24 protein-coding genes are annotated in these 25,893 nt (G+C 36.5%); 13 read left to right on the plus strand and 11 right to left on the minus strand.

The window, feature by feature from the left end; genetic code table 11:
• The first annotated feature begins 70 nt into the window (after positions 1-70).
• The 7 genes from yidC to D0817_RS03725 all read left to right on the plus strand — a co-directional run bounded on the left by yidC (position 71) and on the right by D0817_RS03725 (position 9,936).
• A complete protein-coding gene (gene yidC, locus D0817_RS03695; protein ID WP_127337054.1) occupies positions 71-1,981 on the plus strand; it encodes a membrane protein insertase YidC in 1,911 nt (636 codons plus the stop codon).
• A gap of 94 nt (positions 1,982-2,075) precedes the next feature.
• Positions 2,076-2,795 carry a toxin-antitoxin system YwqK family antitoxin gene (locus D0817_RS03700; protein ID WP_127337276.1) on the plus strand — a complete coding sequence of 240 codons (720 nt, stop codon included), beginning with the start codon at positions 2,076-2,078 and terminating at the stop codon, positions 2,793-2,795.
• A gap of 241 nt (positions 2,796-3,036) precedes the next feature.
• On the plus strand, positions 3,037-4,224 hold the full coding sequence (gene mnmA / locus D0817_RS03705; RefSeq protein ID WP_127337055.1) for a tRNA 2-thiouridine(34) synthase MnmA: 1,188 nt from the start codon (positions 3,037-3,039) through the stop codon (positions 4,222-4,224).
• Positions 4,225-4,267: 43 nt separating this feature from the next.
• Complete coding sequence (locus D0817_RS03710) at positions 4,268-5,869, plus strand: S8 family serine peptidase (RefSeq protein ID WP_127337056.1); 1,602 nt, start codon at positions 4,268-4,270, stop codon at positions 5,867-5,869.
• A gap of 12 nt (positions 5,870-5,881) precedes the next feature.
• On the plus strand, positions 5,882-6,826 hold the full coding sequence (locus tag D0817_RS03715) for an NAD(P)H-dependent flavin oxidoreductase (protein ID WP_127337057.1): 945 nt from the start codon (positions 5,882-5,884) through the stop codon (positions 6,824-6,826).
• 17 nt (positions 6,827-6,843) lie between these two features.
• Positions 6,844-7,254, plus strand: a complete 411-nt coding sequence (locus D0817_RS03720; RefSeq protein ID WP_127337058.1) for a hypothetical protein — start codon at positions 6,844-6,846, stop codon at positions 7,252-7,254.
• 246 nt (positions 7,255-7,500) lie between these two features.
• Positions 7,501-9,936, plus strand: coding sequence for a T9SS type A sorting domain-containing protein (locus D0817_RS03725; protein ID WP_127337059.1), 2,436 nt, complete (start codon positions 7,501-7,503; stop codon positions 9,934-9,936).
• Between the two features lie 107 nt (positions 9,937-10,043).
• Here D0817_RS03725 and D0817_RS03730 read toward each other — a convergent pair whose 3' ends face one another.
• Complete coding sequence (locus tag D0817_RS03730; RefSeq protein ID WP_127337060.1) at positions 10,044-10,478, minus strand: DUF4268 domain-containing protein; 435 nt, start codon at positions 10,476-10,478, stop codon at positions 10,044-10,046.
• Positions 10,479-10,569: 91 nt separating this feature from the next.
• Here D0817_RS03730 and D0817_RS03735 point away from each other — a divergent pair, with 91 nt between their 5' ends.
• On the plus strand, positions 10,570-11,217 hold the full coding sequence (locus D0817_RS03735; RefSeq protein WP_127337061.1) for an NUDIX hydrolase: 648 nt from the start codon (positions 10,570-10,572) through the stop codon (positions 11,215-11,217).
• Between the two features lie 127 nt (positions 11,218-11,344).
• On the plus strand, positions 11,345-12,154 hold the full coding sequence (locus tag D0817_RS03740; RefSeq protein ID WP_127337062.1) for a lysophospholipid acyltransferase family protein: 810 nt from the start codon (positions 11,345-11,347) through the stop codon (positions 12,152-12,154).
• A gap of 113 nt (positions 12,155-12,267) precedes the next feature.
• Here D0817_RS03740 and D0817_RS03745 read toward each other — a convergent pair whose 3' ends face one another.
• From D0817_RS03745 to D0817_RS03755, 3 genes are all read right to left on the minus strand, one after another.
• The gene (locus tag D0817_RS03745) at positions 12,268-12,900 is read right to left on the minus strand and encodes a DUF8845 family protein (protein ID WP_127337063.1); all 633 of its coding nucleotides are present in this window, start codon (positions 12,898-12,900) and stop codon (positions 12,268-12,270) included.
• Between the two features lie 8 nt (positions 12,901-12,908).
• Positions 12,909-13,403 (minus strand): RNA polymerase sigma factor, encoded by a 495-nt coding sequence (locus D0817_RS03750; protein WP_127337064.1) that lies wholly within the window; start codon positions 13,401-13,403, stop codon positions 12,909-12,911.
• A 114-nt stretch (positions 13,404-13,517) separates the two neighbouring features.
• Positions 13,518-14,579 carry a DUF3810 domain-containing protein gene (locus D0817_RS03755; RefSeq protein WP_127337065.1) on the minus strand — a complete coding sequence of 354 codons (1,062 nt, stop codon included), beginning with the start codon at positions 14,577-14,579 and terminating at the stop codon, positions 13,518-13,520.
• Between the two features lie 109 nt (positions 14,580-14,688).
• Between D0817_RS03755 and D0817_RS03760 the strand changes: the two genes are divergently transcribed.
• Positions 14,689-16,149, plus strand: a complete 1,461-nt coding sequence (locus D0817_RS03760) for an aminoacyl-histidine dipeptidase (RefSeq protein ID WP_127337066.1) — start codon at positions 14,689-14,691, stop codon at positions 16,147-16,149.
• 253 nt (positions 16,150-16,402) lie between these two features.
• Here the strand turns inward: D0817_RS03760 and D0817_RS03770 are convergent, their stop codons facing one another.
• The 5 genes from D0817_RS03770 to D0817_RS03790 form a co-directional block, all read right to left on the minus strand.
• On the minus strand, positions 16,403-16,741 hold the full coding sequence (locus D0817_RS03770; RefSeq protein ID WP_127337067.1) for a DHCW motif cupin fold protein: 339 nt from the start codon (positions 16,739-16,741) through the stop codon (positions 16,403-16,405).
• Positions 16,742-16,826: 85 nt separating this feature from the next.
• Positions 16,827-17,600: a carboxypeptidase-like regulatory domain-containing protein gene (locus tag D0817_RS03775; RefSeq protein ID WP_127337068.1), complete on the minus strand. Its 774-nt coding sequence runs from the start codon at positions 17,598-17,600 to the stop codon at positions 16,827-16,829.
• Between the two features lie 248 nt (positions 17,601-17,848).
• The gene (locus tag D0817_RS03780) at positions 17,849-19,768 is read right to left on the minus strand and encodes a DEAD/DEAH box helicase (protein ID WP_127337069.1); all 1,920 of its coding nucleotides are present in this window, start codon (positions 19,766-19,768) and stop codon (positions 17,849-17,851) included.
• A 204-nt stretch (positions 19,769-19,972) separates the two neighbouring features.
• On the minus strand, positions 19,973-20,551 hold the full coding sequence (locus tag D0817_RS03785) for a non-canonical purine NTP diphosphatase (RefSeq protein WP_127337070.1): 579 nt from the start codon (positions 20,549-20,551) through the stop codon (positions 19,973-19,975).
• Positions 20,523-20,921 (minus strand): ribosomal maturation YjgA family protein, encoded by a 399-nt coding sequence (locus D0817_RS03790; protein WP_127337071.1) that lies wholly within the window; start codon positions 20,919-20,921, stop codon positions 20,523-20,525. The genes D0817_RS03785 and D0817_RS03790 overlap by 29 nt, the downstream gene beginning before the upstream one ends.
• Positions 20,922-21,067: 146 nt before the next feature.
• Between D0817_RS03790 and D0817_RS03795 the strand changes: the two genes are divergently transcribed.
• The 3 genes from D0817_RS03795 to D0817_RS03805 all read left to right on the plus strand — a co-directional run bounded on the left by D0817_RS03795 (position 21,068) and on the right by D0817_RS03805 (position 23,338).
• Complete coding sequence (locus D0817_RS03795) at positions 21,068-22,264, plus strand: glycoside hydrolase family 88 protein (RefSeq protein ID WP_127337072.1); 1,197 nt, start codon at positions 21,068-21,070, stop codon at positions 22,262-22,264.
• Positions 22,265-22,276: 12 nt separating this feature from the next.
• Entirely contained in the window at positions 22,277-22,678 is a 402-nt protein-coding gene (locus D0817_RS03800) for a hypothetical protein (RefSeq protein WP_127337073.1), read from the plus strand.
• 225 nt (positions 22,679-22,903) lie between these two features.
• A complete protein-coding gene (locus D0817_RS03805; RefSeq protein ID WP_127337074.1) occupies positions 22,904-23,338 on the plus strand; it encodes a hypothetical protein in 435 nt (144 codons plus the stop codon).
• Positions 23,339-23,395: 57 nt separating this feature from the next.
• On the opposite strand, the gene D0817_RS03810 is transcribed toward D0817_RS03805, so the two are convergent.
• Entirely contained in the window at positions 23,396-24,904 is a 1,509-nt protein-coding gene (locus tag D0817_RS03810) for an FMN-binding glutamate synthase family protein (protein WP_127337075.1), read from the minus strand.
• A gap of 37 nt (positions 24,905-24,941) precedes the next feature.
• Positions 24,942-25,718 (minus strand): NYN domain-containing protein, encoded by a 777-nt coding sequence (locus tag D0817_RS03815; RefSeq protein WP_127337076.1) that lies wholly within the window; start codon positions 25,716-25,718, stop codon positions 24,942-24,944.
• Positions 25,719-25,893 lie beyond the last annotated feature (175 nt).

Below are 25,893 nucleotides of genomic sequence, written 5' to 3' on the forward strand. Positions count from 1 at the left end.
ATTCGAGGGGATGTAACTTTTGAGTAAAACTCAGACCAATATCCTTAAATGAATAACTTTTTTAAATATAATGGAAGAAAAAAAATTTGACCTTAATTCAATCATTGGTTTTGTATTGATATTTGGAATTTTGATTTGGATTATGTACCAAAATCAACCTTCTGATAAAGAGATTGCTGCTGAAAAAGCCAAGAAAGAATTAGTAGCGAAACAAGAAGCTCAGGCTAAAGCAGATAAGACTAAAACAGCAGTTTTGCCAGTGGCCGCAGCAACGCCGGGAGATACAGTTCAGTTAGTGCAATTGCAAAAAACTCTAGGTGGTTTTGCTTATTCAGCTACGCTTCCTTCTGCAAAAGAATCTTTTACTACAATCGAAAACGAAAAGATGATACTTAAAATCGCCAATAAAGGGGGTTATATAGTGGAAGCTAAATTAAAAGAATTCGAAAGATTTGAAAAAGGTTCAAAACAATTAGTGGAACTGATTAAAGACAATAATGCTAATTTAAATATTTCATTACAAACTACTGATAACAGAACTTTAAATACTAAAGATTTGTTTTTTGAGCCAACATTAACGAAAGTTGGTGCTGATCAGGTTTTGTCAATGCGTTTGAAAGCGGGAGCTAACGAATTTTTAGAATACAAATATATTTTAAAGCCAAACGATTATTTAGTTGGTTTTGATATTCGTTCCCAAGGTCTGAATAAAATTTTAAATTCTGCTAAACCAGTAGATTTACAGTGGGATTTAAAGTCATACAGAAACGAGAAAAGTGTTTCTATTGAAAAGCGCTATGCCCAACTTGAGTATGAGTATGATGATGAAAAATACAGTTCAGTAAATCATGGAGAAGCTAAAGAAGATACTCCCGAAAAAGTGAGCTTTATCGCGTTTAAACAACACTTTTTTACGGCGATTTTAGCTACTGATAAACCATTCGAAAAATCGAAACTGCAATCAGATGATTTGGTTAAAGACGAAAATATCGATACGACTTATATTAAACAATTTAAAGCAACTGTTCCATTGGCTTTTACAAATGGGGAAGTTGATTATAAAATGAGCTGGTATTTTGGACCATCTGATTATAAAACATTAAAATCATACGATAAGAACTTCCAAAAAATTATTCCACTGGGATGGGGGATTTTCGGTTGGATCAACCAATGGATTTTTATTCCGTTATTCGGATTTTTAAGTTCAACAATTGGATTGTCATTAGGAATTGCGATAATCATTTTTACCATTATTATCAAATTGGCCATGTCGCCAATTACCTATAAGTCATTCCTGTCTCAGGCAAAAATGAAAGTTTTGCGTCCTGAAATTACAGAGTTGGGGGAAAAATTCAAGAAAGACCCGATGAAGAAACAACAGGAAACAATGAAATTATACAACAAAGCAGGGGTGAACCCAATGGCAGGATGTATTCCGGCATTGATTCAGCTTCCGTTTATGTATGCGTCATTTCAGTTCTTTCCGTCTGCTTTTGAATTAAGACAAAAAAGTTTCCTTTGGGCAAACGATTTGTCTTCTTTTGATGCTGTTGTGAAATTGCCATTTCATATTCCGTTATACGGGGATCATATCAGTTTGTTTCCAATTTTGGCAGCAATTGCAATTTTCTTCTACATGAAAATGACATCAGGAGATCAGCAAATGGCAGCGCCTCAGCAGGAAGGTATGCCGGATATGGCAAAAATGATGAAAATCATGATTTATATTTCGCCATTAATGATGTTGATTTTCTTCAATAGTTATGGTGCAGGTTTGAGTTTGTATAACTTTATCTCTAACTTAATTACGATCGGAATTATGTTTGTAATTAAAAACTATATTGTGGATACAGATAAAATTCACGCTCAGATTCAGGAAAACAAATTAAAAGAGCCTAAAAAACAAAGCAAGTTCCAACAACGTCTTCAGGAAGTGATGGAACAACAAGAAGCAACAAAAGCTCAGAATAAAAAGAAATAAGTTCTTAAAAAAATCTCGATTTATCGGGATTTTTTTATACCTGTGATATACTTTATAAAGTACAATTTCGTTAAAGCTTAAAATTGAATATATGATGATTTTGAAAAAAATAATATTCGGACTGGCACTGTTGAATTCCATCCTGATAAGTGCCCAGGCAGACATCAATAAATTGGATGCCGACGGTAAAAAAGACGGTTTGTGGAAAGGAACTTATGAAGTTTCCAAACGTCCCCGATATGAGGGAACGTTTATTCACGGAAAAGAATCGGGAATATTTAAATTCTTTGATGATACTAAAAAAGGAGATGTAGTGGCGACACGCGATTTTAGTGCTAATGACGGAAGCGCCTACAATATCTTCTACGATCAGAGTAAGAATAAAGTAAGCGAAGGAAAAGTAATTGGTAAGAATTATGAAGGCGAGTGGAAGTATTACCATAAAGCTTCCAAAGTACTCATGACCACTGAAAATTATAAAAATGGAAAGCTGGAAGGCCTTAGGACTGTGTTTTATCCAAATGCTAAAATAGCAGAAGAGATAAACTATGTAAATGGTCAGAAAGAAGGCATCTATAAAAAATACGGACAAAACGGAATCATATTAGAAAAGACTACTTATAAAAACAATCAATATAATGGTGATGCTGTTTTTTATGATTCTGATGGCGTAGTAGCTTCTGAAGGAAAATTTCTTAATGGCAAAAAAGCCGGAATATGGAAGTTTTACTTAAAAGGAAAGCTAACAAAAGAAGTAAATATGAGCGATCCGAAAAGCAGTTATAAGGCAGACTCGAAGCCTAAGATGGAATAGATTTATAATAGTCCGCGATGCGGACTTTTTTTTTGCCCCGAATTTGATTCGCCTGTTCAATAGCGATGGAGTCACGAATGCATACTAATTTTAATTCGTGGAAATTCGTGGCTGATTAAAAGCAATTAAAAAAAGCAATAAGTTTTATCTACCGCGGGATTATATAAACTAATCAAAACCATCGCAATTATATGGAATTTGGCTTACCTTTGCACCCTTGTAAAAATATAAACGAGTTAAAATGAAACGTGTAGTTGTTGGACTTTCCGGAGGAGTTGATTCTAGTGTTGCCGCTTATTTGCTGCAACAGCAGGGATACGAAGTTATTGGCCTTTTTATGAAAAACTGGCACGATGATTCGGTTACGATTTCGAATGAATGTCCGTGGTTGGAAGATAGTAATGATGCTTTGTTAGTAGCTGAAAAACTGGGGATACCGTTTCAGACCGTTGATTTGAGCGAAGAGTACAAAGAAAAAATCGTTGATTACATGTTCAACGAATACGAAAAAGGAAGAACTCCAAATCCCGACGTACTTTGTAATCGCGAAATCAAATTTGATGTTTTTATGAAAATTGCACTAAGTCTGGGCGCTGATTTCGTGGCAACCGGGCATTATTGTCAAAAAAATGAAATCGAAGTGGACGGTAAACCCGTTTACCAATTAATTGCAGGAGCAGATAACAATAAAGATCAATCCTATTTTCTATGTCAGTTATCGCAGGAACAACTGGCAAAATCATTGTTTCCAATTGGAGCGCTGACCAAACCCGAAGTTCGTGAAATCGCTGCCGAAATGGATTTGGTAACTGCTGAAAAGAAAGATTCCCAGGGGCTTTGTTTTATTGGAAAAGTGCGTTTACCGGAATTCCTGCAACAAAAATTACAGCCTAAAGAAGGTAAAATTGTTCAGGTTGATAAAAACGATCCGATTTACAATATAGAAAAACCTGCAGGTCTCTCTTTGGAGGAAGAACTGAAAGCGGAAGCTCAGAAACTAAACTATCTTCCGACAATGGGAAAAGTAGTAGGGAAACATCAGGGAGCCCACTATTTTACAATCGGACAAAGAAAAGGACTGAATGTGGGAGGAACCACAGATCCGTTGTTTATAATTGCTACGAATGTTGAAACGAACACGATTTATACCGGTTTAACAAGCCAGCACCCTGGTTTATTTAAGAAAGCTTTATTTATAGAGAAATCTGAAGTACACTGGATTCGTACTGACCTTGCTTTGAAAGTGGGAGAAAGTATGGAAGTAATGGCCAGAATTCGTTACCGTCAGCCTTTGCAAAAAGCAACTTTACATCAATTTGAAGACGGAATGTATATTCGTTTTGACGAACCGCAATCTGCCATAACAGAAGGTCAGTTTGCAGCCTGGTATTTCGATAATGAATTAGTTGGTTCGGGAGTAATTTCTTAGCTTTATACTTTTTAAGAAGGTTCTTACCTTTAAAAAGTAAACTATGAAATATAACTACCTCTTTTTGTTATTGTTACTTTCTTCTGCAATGTTTGCACAGGAAGAAGATGCCTGGGTGTATTTTAACGCCAAACCAAGCGCACAAACATATTTGGACAATCCTCTACAGATGCTTACGCAGCGCTCTTTAGATCGCCGTATCAATCAAAATATTGCCTTAAGCATTAATGACACTCCAGTAGAAAAATCGTATATCAGCCAGGTAAAATCAAGTGCCGGAATTACAATAATGGCGCGATCCAAATGGCTCAACGCACTCCACATTCGCGGAACCCGGGCGAATGTTACGGCTTTAAAAAACTTAGCTTTTGTGGAGAAAGTGTTCTTTGCAGATAAAACTTTAAATACGACTTCAAAAAAAGTACAAAGTAATAAAACGGCACAAACAAAAGATAAGCTTAAAACTGCCGTTAATTATGCCTACGGAACTTCGGCAAATCAAATACAAATGCTGAACGGTCAGGTTTTGCATGAACAAAATCATACCGGATCCGGTAAAATAATAGCTGTTTTGGATGCGGGTTTCCCGGGAGTCAATACGGCCCAGCCTTTTGAGAACCTTATAAATAATAACCGAATTTTGGGAGGCTATGATTTCGTCTCCCGAAACGATAATTTTTACACAGGAGACGATCATGGTACAATGGTCCTTTCTACAATGGGAGGCTATAAAGAAAATGCTTTGATAGGAACTGCTCCGGACGCTTCGTATTACTTATTCATTACAGAAAATACTGCTTCAGAAAATCCCGTTGAAGAATCACTCTGGGTAGAAGCTGCAGAAAGGGCCGACAGTTTAGGAGTAGATATTATTACCACATCGTTAGGCTATTTTGAATATGATAATGCCAATTACAGCCATACCTATAGTGATATGAACGGTGTAACGAATTTTATTTCCCGTGGTGCAGAAATGGCTTTTAGCAAAGGAATTATCGTGGTCGCTTCGGCCGGTAATGAAGGAAATACTGCCGAAAGACATATCGGAGGGCCTGCAGATGCCGTTTCTGTTCTGACAGTTGGTTCCGTTACAGCTTCAGAAGTCAGATCTGATTTCAGTTCCATAGGGCCAAGTTTTGATAACCGGATCAAGCCCGATGTAATGGCACAGGGAACAGCCGCAGTTGTTTCGAATACTTCTGGTTCCATTGTCACGGTTAACGGGACTTCTTTTTCGTGCCCGATCATGGCCGGTACGATCGCTTGTTTATGGCAGGCTTTCCCTTCTAAAACCAATAAGGAAATCAGACAAATGATTTTGGAGTCTTCAGATAAATACGCTGTCCCAGACAATTTCTATGGGTATGGAATTCCAAATTTCGGTACTACCCTGGGAGTGGAGAATTTTGAAATTCCTGTTTTTTCGATTTATCCAAATCCGGTAAAAACTGCGGTTTCTTTTTCATTTCCCGATCAGACCACAGCCTCTGTAGCTATTTATTCTGTTCTGGGACAAAAAGTTATCGAACAACAAATTACAAATCAAAATCCGGTTCTTTCTTTGCAATCCTTAAAAAGCGGACTCTATTTTTATGTTTTTGATGCTGATGGAATGCACAGAACAGGAAAGATTATCAAACAATAACAGCATTTTTGCATGAATAAAATCACACAACTTTTTAATATAAAATATCCAATAATTCAGGGAGGAATGATCTGGAACAGCGGTTATAAACTCGCTAGTGCCGTTAGCAATGCAGGAGGTTTAGGACTTATTGGTGCCGGCTCCATGTATCCGGAAGTGCTGCGCGAGCACATTCAGAAATGTAAAAAAGCAACAGACAGGCCTTTTGGGGTTAATATCCCGATGTTATATCCCAATATCGATGAAATTATGAATATTGTGGTGGAAGAAGGCGTGAAAATCGTTTTTACTTCGGCAGGAAACCCTAAAACCTGGACTTCTTTTTTAAAGGAAAAAGGAATTACGGTAGTTCATGTAGTGAGCAGCAGTATTTTTGCTTTAAAAGCGCAGGAAGCGGGCGTAGATGCTATCGTTGCCGAAGGTTTTGAAGCAGGCGGACATAACGGCCGGGATGAGACAACAACACTGACCCTGATTCCGATGGTGAAAGAAAAAATCCGGATTCCGATTATTGCTGCCGGAGGTATTGCAACCGGAAGAGGGATGCTGGCCGCCATGATTTTAGGAGCTGATGGGGTACAGGTGGGGAGTCGTTTTGCCGCTTCGGTAGAATCCTCTGCCCACGATAATTTTAAACAGACTATTCTAAACGTAAAAGAAGGCGATACACAACTTACGTTGAAAGAACTGGCTCCCGTTCGATTAATCAAAAATAAATTTTATAATGATGTTCAGGAACTCTATGGAAAAGGACCATCAAAAGAAGATTTAGTACAACTGTTGGGCAGGGCAAGAGCCAAAAAAGGAATGTTCGAAGGTAATCTGGAAGAAGGCGAACTTGAAATTGGTCAAATTGCCGGAATAATTCATGAAATTTTGCCTGTAGAAAAAATTATTCAACAAATGATGGCCGATTTTGAAATTGCAAGCAAGGAAAAAGCTAAATTTGAGTTCTAATAGCCCCAAAATACAACATGAATACTTTACGTAACTATATATTAATCCTTTTTTTAGGACTTGGTTTGCAGCAGGCTTACAGCCAGTCTTATCGTTTTAAAACGTCGGGCTTTAGCGTGTTGGAAAAAAACGAAAGGGGAAAATGGGGCGAATGGTCCAATCTTGATCTGGTCAATCTTTCTGTAATCCTGGATACCGATAAGCACCGGATTGTAGTATACTCTCAGGAAATTCAGCTTTTTAGCATTAGCGAATATATCGAACGGGAAGAAAATGACACAGACATTGTATATTCGTTCTTATGCAAAGACAATAGTGGAAACGATTGTAAACTCTCAATCATCACCCGAAAAAAGCAAGACTATCGCAAGCAGCTTTATATTAATTACGATAACCAGATTATTGTGTATAATATTGTTAGTGTGTAAGATTTTAGAAGTTTTAATCTCTATACAAACCCGACAGTTTTTTAAAAACCTGTCGGGTTTGTTATATCTAAAAACATTCTTATAAACACAATTAATTTTTGAAGTCTTCTTTCAAAATAAACTATATTTGAACTGTTAAATTAATTAAGATTCAAACATTTTTTACTTAAAAAGGAAAGTGAATTGATAGCTCAATTGAAAATATCATTAAACAAAAAAGAACAATTTAACCTCTAAACATTGCGAATGAAGCAACTTTACGCACTACTACTATTTATCATTTTCGGAATTTTATCCTCTCATGCTCAGACTGTCGATCAGGATTTCGTCCAGCCGGTACCTTATAAGGCCGCAAAAATTACGGTTATAAAAGAACTTCCGGATGGTAAAATTTTACTCGGAGGACATATCCAGTTTTATAAGGATAAAAAAGTTACAAATCTGATCCGGGTAAATGCGGATTACTCGCTTGATGAAACTTTTGTTTTTAACGGAGATCCAAAATTAGAAATTAAAGATGTCAAATTTCAGAGTAATGGCAACATTATAGTTTTAACGACCAAAGATAATTTAGGACTAGCCGATTATTTTACTTTGTATCAGCTGGATGCAAATGGTGGAATTATAAAAGGGATTAGCGACGTTTTTAATGCAACCGCTATTGCTGTTCAGTCCGATGATAAAATAGTGGTTACCGGCGGTGCAATAGGGTACTACAATTTTACAAGTTGTTACGTAAACCGATTCAATAGCGATTTTTCCTTAGATGAAACCTTCAATAATGCTCTGGCTTTTAACGGAGCAACAACTGTTGTTGCAGTATCTGCAGAGCGTATCTATGTAGGCGGAACCTTTACTGCTGTAGATGGAATTACAAAAAACAGTCTTGTAAAACTGAATTCTGATGGTATACTTGATACCACATTTGATGTGGGAGAAGGGACAAAAGGACAGCTGTTTTCTTTGACACTTCAGGAAGACGGTAAATTGCTAATAGGAAGACATTTTTTAAGGATGCTGGGTCAGCCCACCTATAATATGTGCAGATTAAATTCTGATGGAACAATCGATGAAACTTTTAATACTAATTATTATAGTTTTCATGCTTCTACTATTATAGTAAAAGATTCTTATATCTATTTCGGAATGTATGAACCTGCTGAATTTAAATGTTATATCGCTAAACTTAATCCGGATGGATCGTTGAATCAAAGTTTTTCCTCTGGCAAATTGAATGATAATGGGGATCAGTTTTTTACAATGGGTATTATAGGAGATAAAATTCTGTATAACAATTCAGGTAATACAGGAAATAAATATGGTGTATCTGCCTGTGATCTAAATGGTAATCCGTTAGATTCTGCTGAATTAAAACCAAGTCAATACGGAAGCTTTGACAAAGGGGAATATTTTGACGGTAAATTAGTAGTCAAAGGTGATTTTATGAAAGTAAATGATGTAGCGACTTATGGAATTGCCTTGTTAAACGAGAATGGTTCGGTTGATGAATCATTTGTTTTCCCAAAATATATTGGAGATATTACACAATTTCAGGTTATAGATAATACAACCATTTTTGTAAGTGCCCAAAAGAAACTTTTAAAACTGAATAATAAAGGAGAAGTTTTGAAAGACTTTGATTTTAGTGATATATACTTAACTTCAGTAGAGAATTTTAAAGTTTTAGGTGATGGAAATGTTGTGTTTTCAGACCAAAATGGATTGTATATGTCAAAAGTAGATGGGGGATTAATAAGATATAGCTTAAAATCGGATGCCTACTATTGGTTTACCGGGCTTAAATTCCAACTTCAGGATAATAAAATTATTTTTGGCGCTATGCATAATGACTTTAGTGGAACGCCATACTATTATAATCTTTTGAGGTTTAATCTTGATAATACTGTTGATGAGACTTTTCAAATAAATGGTTCAGGACCTGATACATCAATTAATAAAATTAAAATACTGGAGTCAGGTGAAATTATTGTGGCTGGAGATTTTTTAAATTTTAATGGAATTCCTGTCCCGAATCAAATTGTTAAGCTTTCGAAAGACGGCGAAATGGATCTGCAATTTATTGAAAACCAAAAAGCACATACAATAGGAATCAGCACCAACCATGACTACAGAAAAATCGAACAAGTAGGAGACGTTATCTATATTACGGAAGGAAATGCAGATGTTACGGCAATCAATCTTGACGGTACATTTGTGAAGGATTTTGAGATGCCGCAGGTAATTGATAATATAACAGATCTTGTTGCTTTGGGCGAAGAAACAACTTCACCAGCCGGGCGAAAAGCAAATTCAAAAGCAGATTCAGATAATTATATGTTCGCTATTGGAACCGTAAATGGTACCACTGGTAAATCTTCGGTAATTGTAAAAGTCAATCTTGGTAAATCATCATTAGGAGTTGGTCCGACTCCTGAAAAAGAACTTTCAGCGGTTAAGGTATATCCTGTTCCTGTAGCAGAAAAAGTGAGTTTGTCCTTTTCCGGCGCAGTGGTACCAAACAAGATCGCTGTTTATGCTTTAAACGGAAAAGAAGTTTATACTGCTGAAGTACAAAGCACAGACAATCTTGAAATTGACATGTCTCAGTTTGCTTCCGGAATTTATTTTATCAAACTTTTTTCCGGATCAGGAGTAGTTACAAAGAAAATAGTTAAAAAGTAAAAAGTTACAAATCTAATAATAACAACCCGACAGATTGAAAGACCTGTCGGGTTTGTTATATAAAAAACTTAGAAGCTTAGTTCCTCAGCATCTTAGCACCTTAAGACCTACTCAATATCCTTAATAAAATCGTCGTACTCCAGGTAAAATAACTCCAAAGCATTCATTTTTTCGAAAAAGAAATCAAAAATAGTATCCCAGTTATTTCGGTTGCTAAAACCTACGCCTTGTATTTCGGTCCAGATCCGGCTGATGGTTTTACCGCTTTCCAGTGTATAGTTTTTTTCGAAAACCAGATCTTTAATAAATTCCTCCTCGAGAATGTTTTTTAAGGCTTCCAGTTTTTCAAAATAAGCAGTTCGTTTCTCGTCGCTTCTCTGCTCGATATCAATTAAAACCTGTGCTTTTTTATTGTCGACGTAAAATTTAAAAGAGAAATCCTTAATCTTCGTGTCATAAAGCACCCATTTACGTGGATATTTTTCGGCGAAAGCTACCCAGAACTCTCTTTTTATTTTTTGTGATTCTGCTTTACTGTACATTTTTATGGCTTTGATTTTAGAAAGCTTGGAGAACCGCCTTTTCTAAACTATATTTATATTTTATTTGAAAGTACAAAAATAAACTTTGATTATGGATTTTCAGGATTTTTTGCAATATGTTCCTAATTTAATTCCAGTGGAACTGCCGGCCCTTTCGTCACATATAAAAATGGCCCCTAAAGAACGGATAGAAGCGCTGAAAAATCTGGATTTCAAAGCAGAAAATCCACGCATTGCAGCGGTCATGATGCTGTTTTATCCAAAAAACGAAAAAACACATCTGGTTTTAATTGTTCGGAATGCCTACAATGGCGTTCATTCTTCACAAATTGCTTTCCCGGGTGGAAAGTACGAAAGTACCGATTCAGGTTACGAAGAGACTGCCCTGAGAGAAACACAGGAAGAAGTAGGGGTAGCTCCGGAGAAAATTGAAGTAATCAAACAGTTTACACCCATGTATATTCCGCCCAGTAATTTTCTGGTGCATCCTTTTTTGGGAATTTCATCAGAAGAACTTTTGTTTTATCCGGATGCAAGGGAAGTAGCAGATGTAATCGAATTGCCTCTTTCTGTTTTTTTAAATGACGAAATTATCATCGAGGCCAGATTGTCAACTTCTTATGGGCCTAACATTTTGGTTCCGGCCTTTAATATCCAAAATCATATTGTTTGGGGTGCCACTGCGATGATATTAAGTGAATTGAGAGATGTTTTAAAATTGACTTTTGAAGAAAATTAACAAAACAATAAATTAACAATTTGATATTCATTACGTTAATCATTTGTTCTGGAAATTACTTAAGAGTGTTGCCACATGAATTATTTTTGTATGTTTGCGACTGAACTAAAAATAACGATACAGAGCTATGGGATTGTTTAAACGAAATCCTTTCGGACATATATTATTCATCAAGAAATGGTTAATCCGAATTTTGGGAGCCATGACGCACCGAAGATACAGAGGTTTTAATGATTTGCAGATTGAAGGATCTGAAATCATCAAAACGTTGCCGGATACGAATGTTTTGTTTATATCCAACCATCAGACCTATTTCGCTGACGTTGTAGCAATGTTTCATGTTTTTAATGCAAGTTTATCGGGTCGTCAGGATACGATTAAGAATATTGGTTATTTGTGGCAGCCCAAAATGAATTTATATTATGTGGCCGCCAAGGAAACCATGCAGGCCGGTTTGCTGCCAAGAATTCTGGCGTATGTCGGAGCGATTACCGTAGAAAGAACCTGGCGTGCCAAAGGAGTAGATGTTACCGAAAAACGTGACGTAAACCCTAATGATACTGAAAATATCAAAATAGCCTTAGAGGATGGCTGGGTGATTACTTTTCCGCAGGGAACTACAAAATCGTTTAAACCGGTTCGTAAAGGAACTGCCCACATTATAAAACAGCACAGGCCTATCGTAATCCCAATTGTAATTGACGGTTTCCGTCGTTCCTTTGATAAAAAAGGATTGCGAATGAAAAAGAAAGGTATCCTGCAATCTTTCATCATCAAAGAACCTCTTGATATTGATTATGACAACGATACCATTGATGAAATCGTAGAAAAAGTAGAATACGCCATCGAGCAACATCCGTCATTTTTAAAAGTTATCCCCGCAGAAGAACTAAAAGTTCAGGAAGAACTGAACCAAATGAGAAGGTGGGACTACTAAATTTTAGATTTCTGAGTTTAGATTTTAGATTTTGAAATTGCTTCAGGTTTCAAGTTCAGGTTAAAAAACCTTTGTCCCTCAGAGCCTTTGCACCTTTGCACCTCAAAAAAAAACTACAAATCAATTTTCTTCAGCTCCTTATAATTAGCGTACAGCCTGCGTAACAGTGTCCCGTATAACAATCTGTAAAAGCACCAGAACATACCCAGAAAGGCCAGGGTAACCAGCAATAAGATTCCGCCGGTAACAACCATGGCTTTACCGCTTGTGGCTAATTTTTCTCTCAAATAATTCATATCCGGATTGTAGACAAAAGCAATGAAGAAACTGATGATTGAACTGATAACAGCCATTCCTAAATTGTACCAGACATAATACTGAACCGTTTTTCGGGTTTTGAGAATACTGCTCATTAATAATTTGGTAGATTCAATAGTAGAAATCGTTTTGTAATTCTTGTAGAAAAAATATACAAAAATCAGGACTACCACATAATTGAAGTACGTTAAAACTTCCAGGTAAAAGATCATTTCAGGATGTTTTATCTTGATTAACATTTCGTCAGTGCTGAAAAAGAGGTTCGATACCGTCCAGAATAAAATCTCCAGAATGCTTATAATCAAGATCCACTTCACAATGGAAGATGATTTTTTATGAATCATTTTGTAGATTTCATTTTCTGAAATTTGTTGAAAAGAATCGGCATTCTTTTTCCAGTCTCTTTTTAGTAAATCCAGTTCTTTCATAATAATTTTTAAGGATTTAGTATTTTTTTAAGTTTCCCTTTAATTCTGTTCATTTTCACTCGTGCATTCACTTCGCTTATTCCTAAGGTTTCTGCTATTTCCTGATAATCTTTGTCTTCTAAATACATAAAAACTAACGCTTTTTCGATGTCATTCAGCTGATAAACGGCTTTATACATCAATTTAATCTGTTCTTCTTCTTCATAGTTGTAATCCACATCTTTTACAAAATGCTGATGACTTTCATAATCTACGGTAGATATGGTCCTTTTGGTTTTTCGGTATAAGGTAATGGCTGTATTTAAGGCAACACGATACGTCCAGGTAGAAAATTTACTGTCGCCCCTGAATTTCGGATACGCCTTCCATAATTGAATGGTAATTTCCTGAAACAGGTCTTTATGAGCATCTTCGCCAGCAGTATACAATCTACAAATCTTGTGGATTATATTCTGATTTGCCTGCAACTGTGCAACAAATGACTGTTCTAGAGTATCGCTCATAAAGTATTAGTAGTATTGTAATCTATTTTGTTACACTTATTTTTATTTTTAGCCACAGATTACAGGATTAGAAAGATTTAATCCCTTTAATCCTGTAATCTGTGGCTAAAAAAACTATAATTCTTTTGTTTTGTAATAATTAACCATCAGATCAATAAATTTACTATAGCTTTCCATTCCGTCTTTCTGATTGTTTGTTTTTAAAAAATTATCATAAAGAAAATGAAAAGCTTTATCGATAAAACTATCATACTGCGTCCAGAAATCTTCGCTCTCCTGATAGTTTTTTAATATTCCGGCATGCACCGTCTTTTTTAACTGATTGAAAATCTTTTCATTTTTAAAATGCCAGATTCCCAGACAATACCGTAAAGCAAAACTGTACCCCGCATATTGGTAATATAAGTTTTTATTTTTAACACATGCCAGGACGCCTATAAAATTGCATTCATTTTCACTGGCAAATCCCATTTGATGTGCCATTTCGTGATTGGCTGTCAGCGGGAAAGTATACATGGGCAGTAAATAGTTTACCTGAGCTTCATTTGTAAACGGGTTTAGGTAACCGGCAAAACCCATATAAGTCAGCGGTACGCTAAAAAGTGATTTTTTAACGCTTGGAATTTCATATTTAAAATAAGGATGCTCTTTGGCTAGATTGTTATATCCGTTCAGATTCATCTTAAAAACAGCTTCTTGCGAATAGGGAAAAACGATTTTAGCACTGTCATTTTTTGTGATCTGAAACTGAATTTCATTGGTTTTAACGATTAGTTTTTTAGTAAAAGCTAATAATTCGGCATCCGTGTATTCTCTTTGAATTTTCATTTTTTCAAAAAGCGGCTCCCGGTAATAGTTAAATGCCCATAGAAAATGGAAAAAAAAGTAAAGCAGGGAAACACAGCTTAGCATTTTTAAGGCATGATCTTTCCATTGTAGTTTCCAGGTTTTTCGCGTTTTCCAGAGCCATCGGATCAGAAATAAAACCAAAACAGCATACATACAATCGCCAACAGAAAACGGAACTTTACCCAAAAGTATTCTTGAAAAATGAGAGATTTTCACATACAATCCGTTGCTGTAAAAGCGTTCCGTGAATTCCGGGAAAAATGGAAGGATTTTTAAGATGATAATCTGTACAAGAAGGAATAAAGGTAAAATATATTTTCTTTTCACGATGTAAATTTTGAATACGTAAATATAAATGAATCTGAATTACCACTGAAAAAGAATTTAAACTTTGTAACTTTGGAGCTCTTAATTGTTAAACTTCAAACAAAATATAATGAGTCAGGAAATAAGAAATCTGGAACCTAAAGCGCTATGGAATAAATTCGCCGATCTGAATGCCGTTCCGCGTCCGTCAAAGAAAGAAGAACGAGTAATCGAGTTCATGAAGAACTTTGGAAGCAGCTTAGGTTTAGAAACTTTTGAAGACGAAATACGAAATGTAATTATAAGAAAACCGGCCACTCCGGGAATGGAAAACCGTAAAGCGATTGTCATGCAGGGACACCTGGATATGGTGCACCAAAAAAACGGTGATACTGTTTTTGATTTCGATACGCAGGGAATTGATATGTATGTGGATGGGGACTGGGTTCGTGCGCGCGGTACTACACTTGGTGCCGACAATGGTTTAGGGGTTGCTACTATAATGGCTATTCTGGAAAGCACTGATATTCCGCATCCTGCTATTGAAGCTTTGTTTACTATAGATGAAGAAACCGGAATGACAGGAGCTTTAAACTTAAAAGGCGGAATTCTTCAGGGTCAGATCTTGCTGAACCTGGATACGGAAGAAGATGATGAGATTGATATTGGCTGTGCAGGAGGAATAGATGTAACGGCTACAAGGACTTATCATGAAGAAGAAGTTCCGGAAGGTTCTGTCGGGCATATTATTACCGTAAAAGGGCTAAATGGAGGTCATTCGGGGATGGATATCAATAAAGGCTTGGGCAATGCCAATAAAATTATGAACCGTTTGTTGTTTGATGCTTTCGAAAACTTCGGTTTGCAGGTAGTAGAAATCAACGGAGGAAGTTTAAGAAATGCAATTCCAAGAGAAAGTGTGGCAAAAGTCATCATTTCTGAAATGTTTGACGAAGCTTACATTTTTGATATGCAGGAAATCATCAACGATATCAAAGCGGAATACAAAACAACAGAACCAAATCTTTCTATCGAAATCGTCAAATGCGATTTACCGGAGAAAGTAATGGATTTAGGTGTTCAGGAAGGGATTATCAGGGCGATTTACGCAGCACACAACGGTGTTTACAGAATGAGTGCCGATATGGACGATTTAGTGGAAACTTCAAACAACATCGCACGTGTTATCGTGAAAGATGGTGAAATTTTAATTGGATGCCTGACCCGTTCTTCTGTAGAAACTTCAAAATTTGATTTGGCAAACGCATTGCGTTCTGCTTTTGAATTAGTGGGTTGTGAAGTGGAGCTCTCAGGTTCTTACCCGGGATGGACGCCAAATGTAAATTCTGAAATATTGGAAGTCTTAAAAGAAATTTACGAAAAACAAAACAACGAAAAACCTAAAGTAGTGGCTTGTCACGCAGGTTTGGAATGTGGAATTCTGGGAACCAATTATCCGGAGATGGATATGATTTCTTTTGGTCCGACCATTCACGGAGCGCATTCTCCTGATGAGAGAGCAAGTATTTCATCAGCGCAGAAATACTGGAAATTTGTACTGGAAATCCTTTCGAATATTCCGGTTAAGTAATAGTCTCAGTTTGCAGTCGCAGTTTTCAGTTATTTGTAACGAAAACTGTGACTGCGACTGAATACTAAAATTAATCTCTTTTAGGAGAATTTTTCTTTTCTCTCTTTTCTTCTTTCTTTTCTTTTGCAGTTTTAAGAGGTTCTTTCTTTGCTGTCTTTTTTGCGTCCTGACTCTTTGCCATATCTTTTAATATTAATTGTTTCTATTGTATATAGAGTAAATGTACACACAATATTTTAATTTGCTTCGAATATTATTTTAGAAAATCTCCATCTATGATTAATAACTCAACTCCGTTGGCAGTTATCGAGCGATGTGAGCTTACATCGTCAGAAACGATATAGGTCATTCCTTTGGTGAGTTTGAATTCCTGGCCGTTTTCTAATTCGCTAATGAATTCCCCTTCAAGGCAATGCACGATATGTCCTTTCTGGCACCAGTGATCGGCAATGTAATTTTCGGAATAAGTTACTTTTCTAATCCGTAAACCTCCGGATTGTATCGTTTGCCAAAATGCTTTTCCGGTTTCCCCTTTATGTTCTGTTTTTGCAACCTGACTCCAGTCAATCGTTTGAAAAAGTATTGCGGGCATATTTTTTATTTTGAGTTAGTAATCAAAGGAATTTAAAATAAAAAATCCCCAATTAGAGAATTGAGGATTGATTTATAGGAAAATATTAATTTCGTTTTAATACTTTATATTGTTCATAGCAGCCGCTTATGGCATCCATAATCTGGAGATCGTTAGCAGATTGAATAAAAGCATCTGAATAGTTGCAGCGGTGCATAATCTCAGGAATTTCGTCTTTACTGATCCCTAATAATACAGCAACGGTTTCGCGGTCGTACTTGGATTCCAAAAGATTTCGAACCGTATCGTCCTTCTTCATTTCCTTGAGCTTCTTGAGTTCCTTTCCGTTTTTCCCAAAGAAATTATAAAGCATATCGGCGGGGTTGAATATGGAACCCAGTACTTTTCCAAAAGCATTTGGAGAATATTCACCGGCCTCATAGCCTTGCGTAAGCCCGGAAATACTATAACGATAGTTTTCCCGCGTTGGAATTAATTTGGAATCTACTTCAAGATACCCCGTCAGGTTAAAAGGGGCAATCACCACTTCTTCCAGTGCAATTGCTTTTTCGGTAAGCTGAATTCGGGTCACTTTATTTTTGATCCAGTCATTGGTAACCCTGATTCTAAGAGACTGAAATCCCAAAATGGAGAAGTGTAACGTATCATTTACCTGTACGTCGATTTCAAAATATCCTTTTTCATCAGATTTCGCGCCCCGTACTTTATTGGTATTGATAACATTTACACCCGAAAGCGGCTGTTTGCTGTTGTCATTAATAATATAGCCCGAAACTCTTTGCGGAATTGTCGACGGAGTGTCCTGTGCAAAACCAATGGTTGATAATAATGTAAAAAAGAAAACTGCGAAATATTTCATATCCTGATTTAAAGCACTAAAAGTAGTAAATAGGGATTAAATATTTCGCAGTCTTTGAATATAATTATCAGAAAATTAACAAAGCATGAAGTGTTACTTTTGGTATTTTAACTAAAATGGGATAGTCGAGATTTAAATTGAATTATTTTAAATTAAAAAAGACAATTCAGGTATTCGAAGTATAAAAAAAATCCCAAATTCCAGGTATATCAGGAATTTGGGATTTTGTATGTAAGGGAATTGACGTATTAGTCTCTTCTTGGTCTTCTAGGTCTTGGTGCATCACCAAAGCTTTCAGAACGTCTTGGAGCTCTTTCAGAACCACCTTCACTTCTTGGAGCCGAGCTTCTGAAACCACCTTCTCTTTTTGGAGCAGATGAATTTCTGTCGCTTCTGAAACCGCCTTCTCTTGGAGCTGCGTTTCTGTCGCTTCTGAAACCACCACCACCAGAACCTTCACGTCTTGGAGCAAAACTTCCTTCACGTCTTGGAGCAGAACTGCGTCCACCGCCTCCGCCGCTGCGTCCGTTGTGGTCACGTCTTCCGCCACCATCATTTTTAGAAATTTCAACATTAATACGACGTCCTTCTAACTGTACGTTGTTTAATACTTCCATTACTTTTTCAGTGTGCTCAGGATCAGTGTTAAAGAAAGAGAATCCTTCTTTTACATCTACTTTGAAAACGTCATCACGACCTAAGTCTAATGTTTCTTTCAAATAATCTTTAAGAGACATCCAGTCGAAATTATCTCTTGAACCAATGTTTACAAAATAACGAACTGCTCCGTTATTATTGAATTCTCTTGGCTCAGCAGAATCGCTTCTTTCGCGTCTTTCTCCGGATTGAGATGAAATATCTCTGTTCTTTTTGTAGTAAGCAATAAAACGGTTAAATTCTACAGATACCATTTTCTTGATTAGTTCTTCTTTCGATAAACCTTCAAGAACGTTATTGATCGCAGGAAGATAGTTGTCAATTTCGTGATCAACCTCAGTATCCTTAATTTTAGTAGCTAAGTGCAATAATTGAATTTCGCAGATTTCGATTCCTGATGGAATTGTTTTTTCTTCGAATTTTTGTTTGATGATTCTTTCGATAGAAGAAATTTTACGCAACTCACTTTTCGTAACGATTACGATAGAAGTTCCTAATTTTCCTGCTCTACCTGTACGTCCTGAACGGTGATTGTATGTTTCAATTTCGTCAGGTAATTGGTAATTTACTACGTGAGTAATGTTATCAACGTCAATACCACGTGCAGCAACGTCAGTTGCAACAAGCATCTGAATTTGTCTTCCACGGAAAGATTTCATTACACCATCACGTTGTGCCTGAGATAAATCTCCGTGCAAAGCAGCAGCGCTGTATCCATCTTCAATTAATTTTTCAGCTACGGCTTGTGTGTCTCTTTTAGTACGACAGAAAACCACAGAGAAAATATCCGGGTTAGCATCGGCTAAACGTTTTAAAGCTTCGTAACGGTCACGTGCATTTACTAAGTAAAATTCGTGAGAAACTGTTGCAGAACCTGAGTTCTTAGCTCCAACAGTAATTTCAACCGGGTCGCTCATAAATTGTTTTGCAATTCTGGCAACCTCTTGTGGCATAGTTGCAGAGAACAACCATGTACTTTTTTCGTCTGGAGTATCAGATAAAATAGATACGATATCCTCATAAAATCCCATGTTCAGCATTTCGTCAGCCTCATCCAAAATACAGTAATCTATATTTTTAATGTTAACCAATCCTCTGTTGATCATGTCCTGCATTCTCCCCGGAGTAGCTACAATAATTTGTGCTCCTCTTTTAATGTCCCTAGCTTGCTCTGTAATACTAGCCCCGCCGTAAACTGCTACCACATTAATACCTTTCTCGTATTTTGAGTAGTTTTTAAGTTCGTTGGTAATCTGTAAACAAAGTTCTCGTGTTGGCGATAAAACTAATGCTTGTGTATTCCTGTTGTCAGCATCAATTTTTTGAATTAGCGGAAAACCGAAAGCTGCCGTTTTCCCTGTCCCTGTCTGAGCCAACGCAACCATATCTGTGTCTTTTTCCAATAATAGGGGAATCGCCTTTTCCTGTACCTCTGACGGATTTTCAAATCCTAGATCTAAAATCGCCTTCAGTAACGATTCATTCAATCCTAATTGTTCAAATTTATTCATATGTATTTTTAAAATAGGGTGCAAAATTACTGTTAATTATTCAGATAAACTAATGCAATTTTAAGATTTATGTATTTGTTATGATTTGATTATCAAAAAGTTATCTTTATCGTGAAATCATTTTGATAAGAAAATGCAGAAAAATCAAAAAAAATACGTCGTGAAATCTAAAAATTAGCGTTTAAAATGTTGTATTTAAAACAATTATTTTGTGGGGTTCAGGAAATCAATCAGTTGCTGAGTTGCTTTTGCACGATGACTGATTTTATTTTTAATTTCAGACGACAATTCGGCAAAAGTTTCTGTATAATTTTCAGGCTGAAAAATAGGGTCGTATCCAAAACCGTGATTTCCGGATTTTTGCAAAGTAATGTTTCCTTTGGCTATTCCGGTAAAAAGATGCTGTGCTCCATTTAAATTTAGGGCAATAACGGTCTTGAACCGGGCGCTGCGATCGGATTGGCCTGATAAAGCGTCTAAAAGTTTGTCCATATTGTCATTCGCATCGCGTTGTTCTCCTGCATAGCGTGCTGAATAAACGCCAGGTTCACCATTTAAAGCGGTAACTTCAAGTCCGGTGTCATCGGCAAAACAATCGTAACCGTATTTTTGAGTGACATAATCAGCTTTCAGGATGGCATTTCCTTCAATAGTAGCTGCGGTTTCCGGAATATCTTCGTGGCAGCCAATCTCTTCAAGGCTTAATATTTTTATGGTTTCAGGAAGTATGCTTTGTATTTCCTTAATTTTGTTTTTATTGTTTGATGCAAAAACCAGATTCATAATTATAATATTTTAAGATAATTTTTTCGATTATAAAGGCAATGGCAACTCCACAGGTGTAAGCAAGAATATCGCTCCATAAAAATCCCTGTCCCAGAACATATCTTCCTAAGAGTGTTTTCCGGACTGCAATAATCCGGCTGTCCTGGCAGAGCTGAAAGAATTCAATACTATAACAGATTACTAAAGAAATAAGTATAATCGGAAGTGCTTTTTTATCAATGAATAGTAGTCGTACCAGTACATATATCATTACAGCATAAAGTAAATCTCCAATACATAACGGAATAAAGGCAAACTTTCTGGAGAGGATTCCGAGACCGATTATTAAAAAAAATACGAGACCGTAATAGATTCTTGGCTTTTTCAAATGCAAGGGAGGATGGATTTGTGGTTTGTTTTCATAGGCAAAGATATAAAAAGGGTAGAAAATAGTACAGATATGGTCCTTGCAACAGATAAATATGCTTTAGTTGTTTTCTAATTTTATAAATTTAGCTTTCAAAAACCACTACTATGAATCTCAACCCTAAATTTGTTTATCTGCTTTCAGTTCTTCTGATTTGTATGTCAATAGGTTATACACAGCAAAAAAAGGAAACCAAATCATTTGATATAAAAAAGCAATTGGAGTATTGTGCACAGCAGGCTTCGAAAACATTAGAAATGATCCCGGATAACGGAACCTCTCCAAGAAGTATTCCGACAGGAAGCAAAGAATGGAAATTTGTAAACTATAAAGACTGGACAAGCGGTTTTTGGCCGGGGGAATTGTGGTATTTATATGAAGCCACAGGAGATAAAAAATGGGAAAAAGAAGCAGATAAATTTAGTCGTTTTCTCACGTCTTTATCCGTTAGCAAAGCAAATGACCATGATTTAGGTTTTCAGGTTTTTAATAGCTTCGGCAATGGTTACCGTCTCACTAAAAATGCAGCCTACAAAGAAATCATCCTTAAAACGGCCGATACCCTGGCAACGCTTTTTAATCCGAAAGTGGGAACCATTCTTTCGTGGCCGCATAATAAATACGGTGGGCACAATACGATTATAGATAATATGATGAATCTGGAATTGCTTTTTTGGGCCTCTAAAAATGGCGGCAGTAAAAAATTATACGATATTGCGGTACAACATGCCGAAACTACTATGAAGAACCATTTCAGGCCGGATTTTACCTCGTATCATGTTTTGGTTTATGATTATGAAACCGGCAAAAAAATAAAAGGAATGACGGCACAGGGCTTCAGTGATGAAAGTATGTGGGCCAGAGGCCAGGCGTGGGCGATTTATGGATTCACGATGGTATACCGGGAAACCAAAGACCCGAAATTTCTGGAATTTGCCCATAAACTGGCGCGCGTCTATTTAGATAAACTCATCACCGAAGATTTAATTCCGTATTGGGATTTTAACGCTCCCGGAATTCCAAATGAGCCTAAAGATGCTTCCGCAGCGGCTATTGTGTCTTCTGCGCTTATTGAACTGAGTTCATACACTAAAGATAAAACGCTTAAAAAGGAATATGAAACGAAGTCAAAAAAGATGATTGTTTCACTTTCAGAGCATTATCAGAGTCAGGATGTGAATTCGGCTTTTTTACTTCATTCAACAGGTCATAAACCGGCCGGAAGTGAAATTGACTGCTCCATTAATTATGCGGATTATTATTATCTGGAAGCTCTTTTAAGACTTCAAAAACTAAAAAAATAAAAAGTTTAAATTATGATTAAAAAAGTATGCCAAATATCATTGATTGTCATTATGGCAATAGTGATAGTAAGTTGTAAAAACACGAAACAAAAACTTCAGGAATATGTAACCACTTATAATAGTACGGCGGCTGGTTTTAAGGCTGATGATGTTACACTTACTACTGCCAGAGGTTATATAAATGATAACAAAATTGAGTTGCGGTTTGAGACCGGTTTAGAACCAAAAGAGGCGAGCAAGGTAAAAGCAAATACATCCTTTCCTAAACTATTGAAGGAAATGATTCATAAAAACCAGATTCCCAAAGAACTTGTAGAAGAAGGTATTCAGTTTGATGTTTATTTTTTGGCAAATGACAATACTGTTCTTGTGAAAGAAGTATTAAATAAAGAATCAATAGCAGAATTTTTGTAAAACTTACCGCTGTTAAAAACTAGTCTTTGATCAGTTGTGTGTATTTTTTATTTAAAGAAGTAAGGAAAAAGAATCGGTTTAATTTTGTTGTGTATGTATTGTTTTATTTTGGATAATTAATTTGTAGTCAAATAATTACACTTTTAATTTTTGATAGAAGAAGTTGTTTTTGTTTAAAAAGTTCATTATGTTTGAGTTAAAAAATAACCTAAAACCTAAATATTTATGAAAAAAATTACTCAAATCGCATTTGCTTTTATTTTTGTACTGCTACTGGTAAGTTGTAAAAACACCAAGCAAAAAGTCCAGGAGCACGTAAGTACTTATAACAATTCTTCCTCAATCAATGGCCGTGGAATTACAGGTACGACTGCCAAAGCTTTTCTAAATGACAACAAAATCGAAATTAGAATTGAAACCAATCTAGAAGAGAACGATACCAATAAACTAACATACAAAGAATCATTTCCTGATTTGCTAAAAGAAATGATCAAAAACGATCAGATTTCTAAGGAGTTAATTGATGAAGGAGTAAAGTTTGATGTTTATTTCTTAGCTTATAATAATGCTATTCTTGCTCAGCAGATAGTTGATAAAGAAGAATTGGCACTTTTGGAAAATGCAGCGGACTCTAAAGAAAAAGTAACTGCAAAATTGTAATTTTTGAAACTGAATTAGTTAAAAAGCCCCTTTGAATTATTCAAAGAGGCTTTTTTGTTATTTGGTAATATTTGTTAAACTATCCGGGAAGTACGAATCGGATAAATTACTAAACTCATCCCCGCGCATGAAGATATTAATATCGACATCGGCAAAGCTGTTTTTGCCTGCTGCAGCTAAAAGCTCGTTAGCGGCGTGCAGTGTATTTTTATGAAAGTGATACACACGATCTGATTTGTCAGTAACCACCAGTCCTTTCATCAGCATTTTGTTTTGGGTTGCCACTCCGGTCGGGCATTCATTATTATGGCAACGCAACGCCTGAATACAGCCTAAAGAAAACATGAAGCCACGGGCGCTATTGCACATATCTGCCCCCAAAGCAACAGCATGTAAAATAGAATAACCCGAAAGGATTTTCCCGCTGCCAATAATGCGTATTTTATCGCGAATGTTTAATCCGATCAGGATTTTGTTTACGAATATCAAAGCAGGTTCAAAAGGCATTCCGACACCATCGGCAAATTCTAAGGGGGCTGCTCCCGTACCACCCTCAGCACCATCAACGGTAATGAAATCAGGGTAGATATCCTCTGCAATCATTTCATGGCAAATGGCCTCAAATTCAGCAGTATTTCCGATACATAATTTAAATCCGACTGGTTTTCCATTCGATAACTGACGCAACTGCGCGATAAAATGAACCAGTCCTTTACTGTCTGAAAAAGCATGATGCCCGGGAGGGGAAAGAATCATCTTATGCGGTTCAACGCCTCTGATTTTAGCAATCTGCTCGGTATTTTTCGCAGCCGGAAGCACACCACCGTGTCCGGGTTTTGCACCTTGCGACAATTTAATTTCAATCATCTTAACGTTCGGAAGATTGGCTTTTTCCGAGAATTTTTCAGGGCTGAAATTCCCTTCAGCATCCCTGCATCCGAAATAGCCCGTACCAATTTGCCAGGTAATATCACCACCACCGGCAAGATGAAATTCGGTTAAACCGCCTTCTCCGGTATTTTGGTAAAAATTTCCTTTTTTGGCACCTAAATTAATGGCGCGCACGGCATTTTCGCTTAGTGAACCAAAACTCATGGCCGAAACATTAAACAAAGAAGCTGAATATGGTTGTCTGCAATCTTTTCCGCCCACTAAGACACGTGGTAATTCTTCATTGACTTGCGCCGGAAATATAGAATGTTTGATTCCTTCGTAGCTGTCCTGATTTAAGTTTTGCTGTGTCCCGAAAGGCGTACTGGAATCTATGTTTTTGGCTCTCTGGTAAACCATGGAACGCTGGTTTCTGGAAAATGGCTTTCCATCAGTAGCTCTTTCAATAAAATATTGCTGAATCTCCGGGGCAATCATTTCAAACAGATACCTGAAATATCCCAAGACAGGGAAGTTTCTTAAAATGGCATGTTTCGTCTGGAGGGCATTATAAACTCCAACAACTAATAATATGGGTAAAATAATTACAAGTAAAAAACCACGTCCGGAATAATAATAGACTGCGGCAACAACAAGAAACAATAAGAATCCGTAAATGAAGAATTTTTTTCTCATGTTTTTTTAAAAATTAAAGAGGTAATAAATGTATAACTTAGTTGAATCTTAAACGCACGTAAACGTGTTTAATGTCTTTTTTATCCGATTCTCTTTCGTCAATTTCGAGAATATCGGTTAGCGATTTCAACATTGGTGTTAGTTTGGAGAAACCATAGTTTCTGGGGTCAAATTCGGGTTTTTTCTTTACGATCAGATTTCCGACATCGCCTAAAAATGCCCAGCCGTCATCATCTTCGATATCTTCAATGGTGGCTTCAATAAGTTCAATCGTCTGTTTGTCGATTTTGTGTAAAGCTTTTTCTGCAGGTTTTTCAACAGGTTTTTTAATGTCTGTTGTAACTTTTATTTTCTTTTTCTGAATGGCCCCGTCTAAAACTTCAATGTAAATAAAACGGTCGCAGGCTACAATAAAAGAATTAGGGGTCTTCTTTTCTCCAATACCAATTACTTTCATTCCGGATTCCCTTAATCGAATAGCCAGACGTGTAAAATCGCTGTCACTTGAAACAATGCAAAAACCATCCAGTTTTCCAGAATACAGTAAATCCATTGCATCGATTATAAGTGCGGAATCTGAAGAGTTTTTACCAACCGTGTAGCTGTATTGCTGAATGGGAGTAATGGCATGTTCCAGCAGGACGCCTTTCCATCCGTTGGAATTTGGTTTGGTCCAGTCTGCATAAATACGTTTGGTTGTGGGAGTGCCAAATTTTGTTATTTCTTCCATCATACCTTTGACATTACTGTAAGGTACGTTATCGGCATCAATAAGAACGGCTAATTTTAAATCTTTTGAGGTGCTTAAAGCCATTATATAAAGGTGTTATGATTTATGATATTTCTTTTTAAAAAGCATTTAAAATTAGTGAAAAATAAACAATTACGGCTCTTTAAGAAGAATTTATAACAGGTATAAATTAGGCAATACAAAAGGGGATATTTATATTTTGTAAGTTTTTTACGGTAATTTAAATTATTTTTTTAGA

It is taken from the genome of Flavobacterium cupreum (genome assembly GCF_003996965.1).
Lineage (GTDB): Bacteria > Bacteroidota > Bacteroidia > Flavobacteriales > Flavobacteriaceae > Flavobacterium > Flavobacterium cupreum.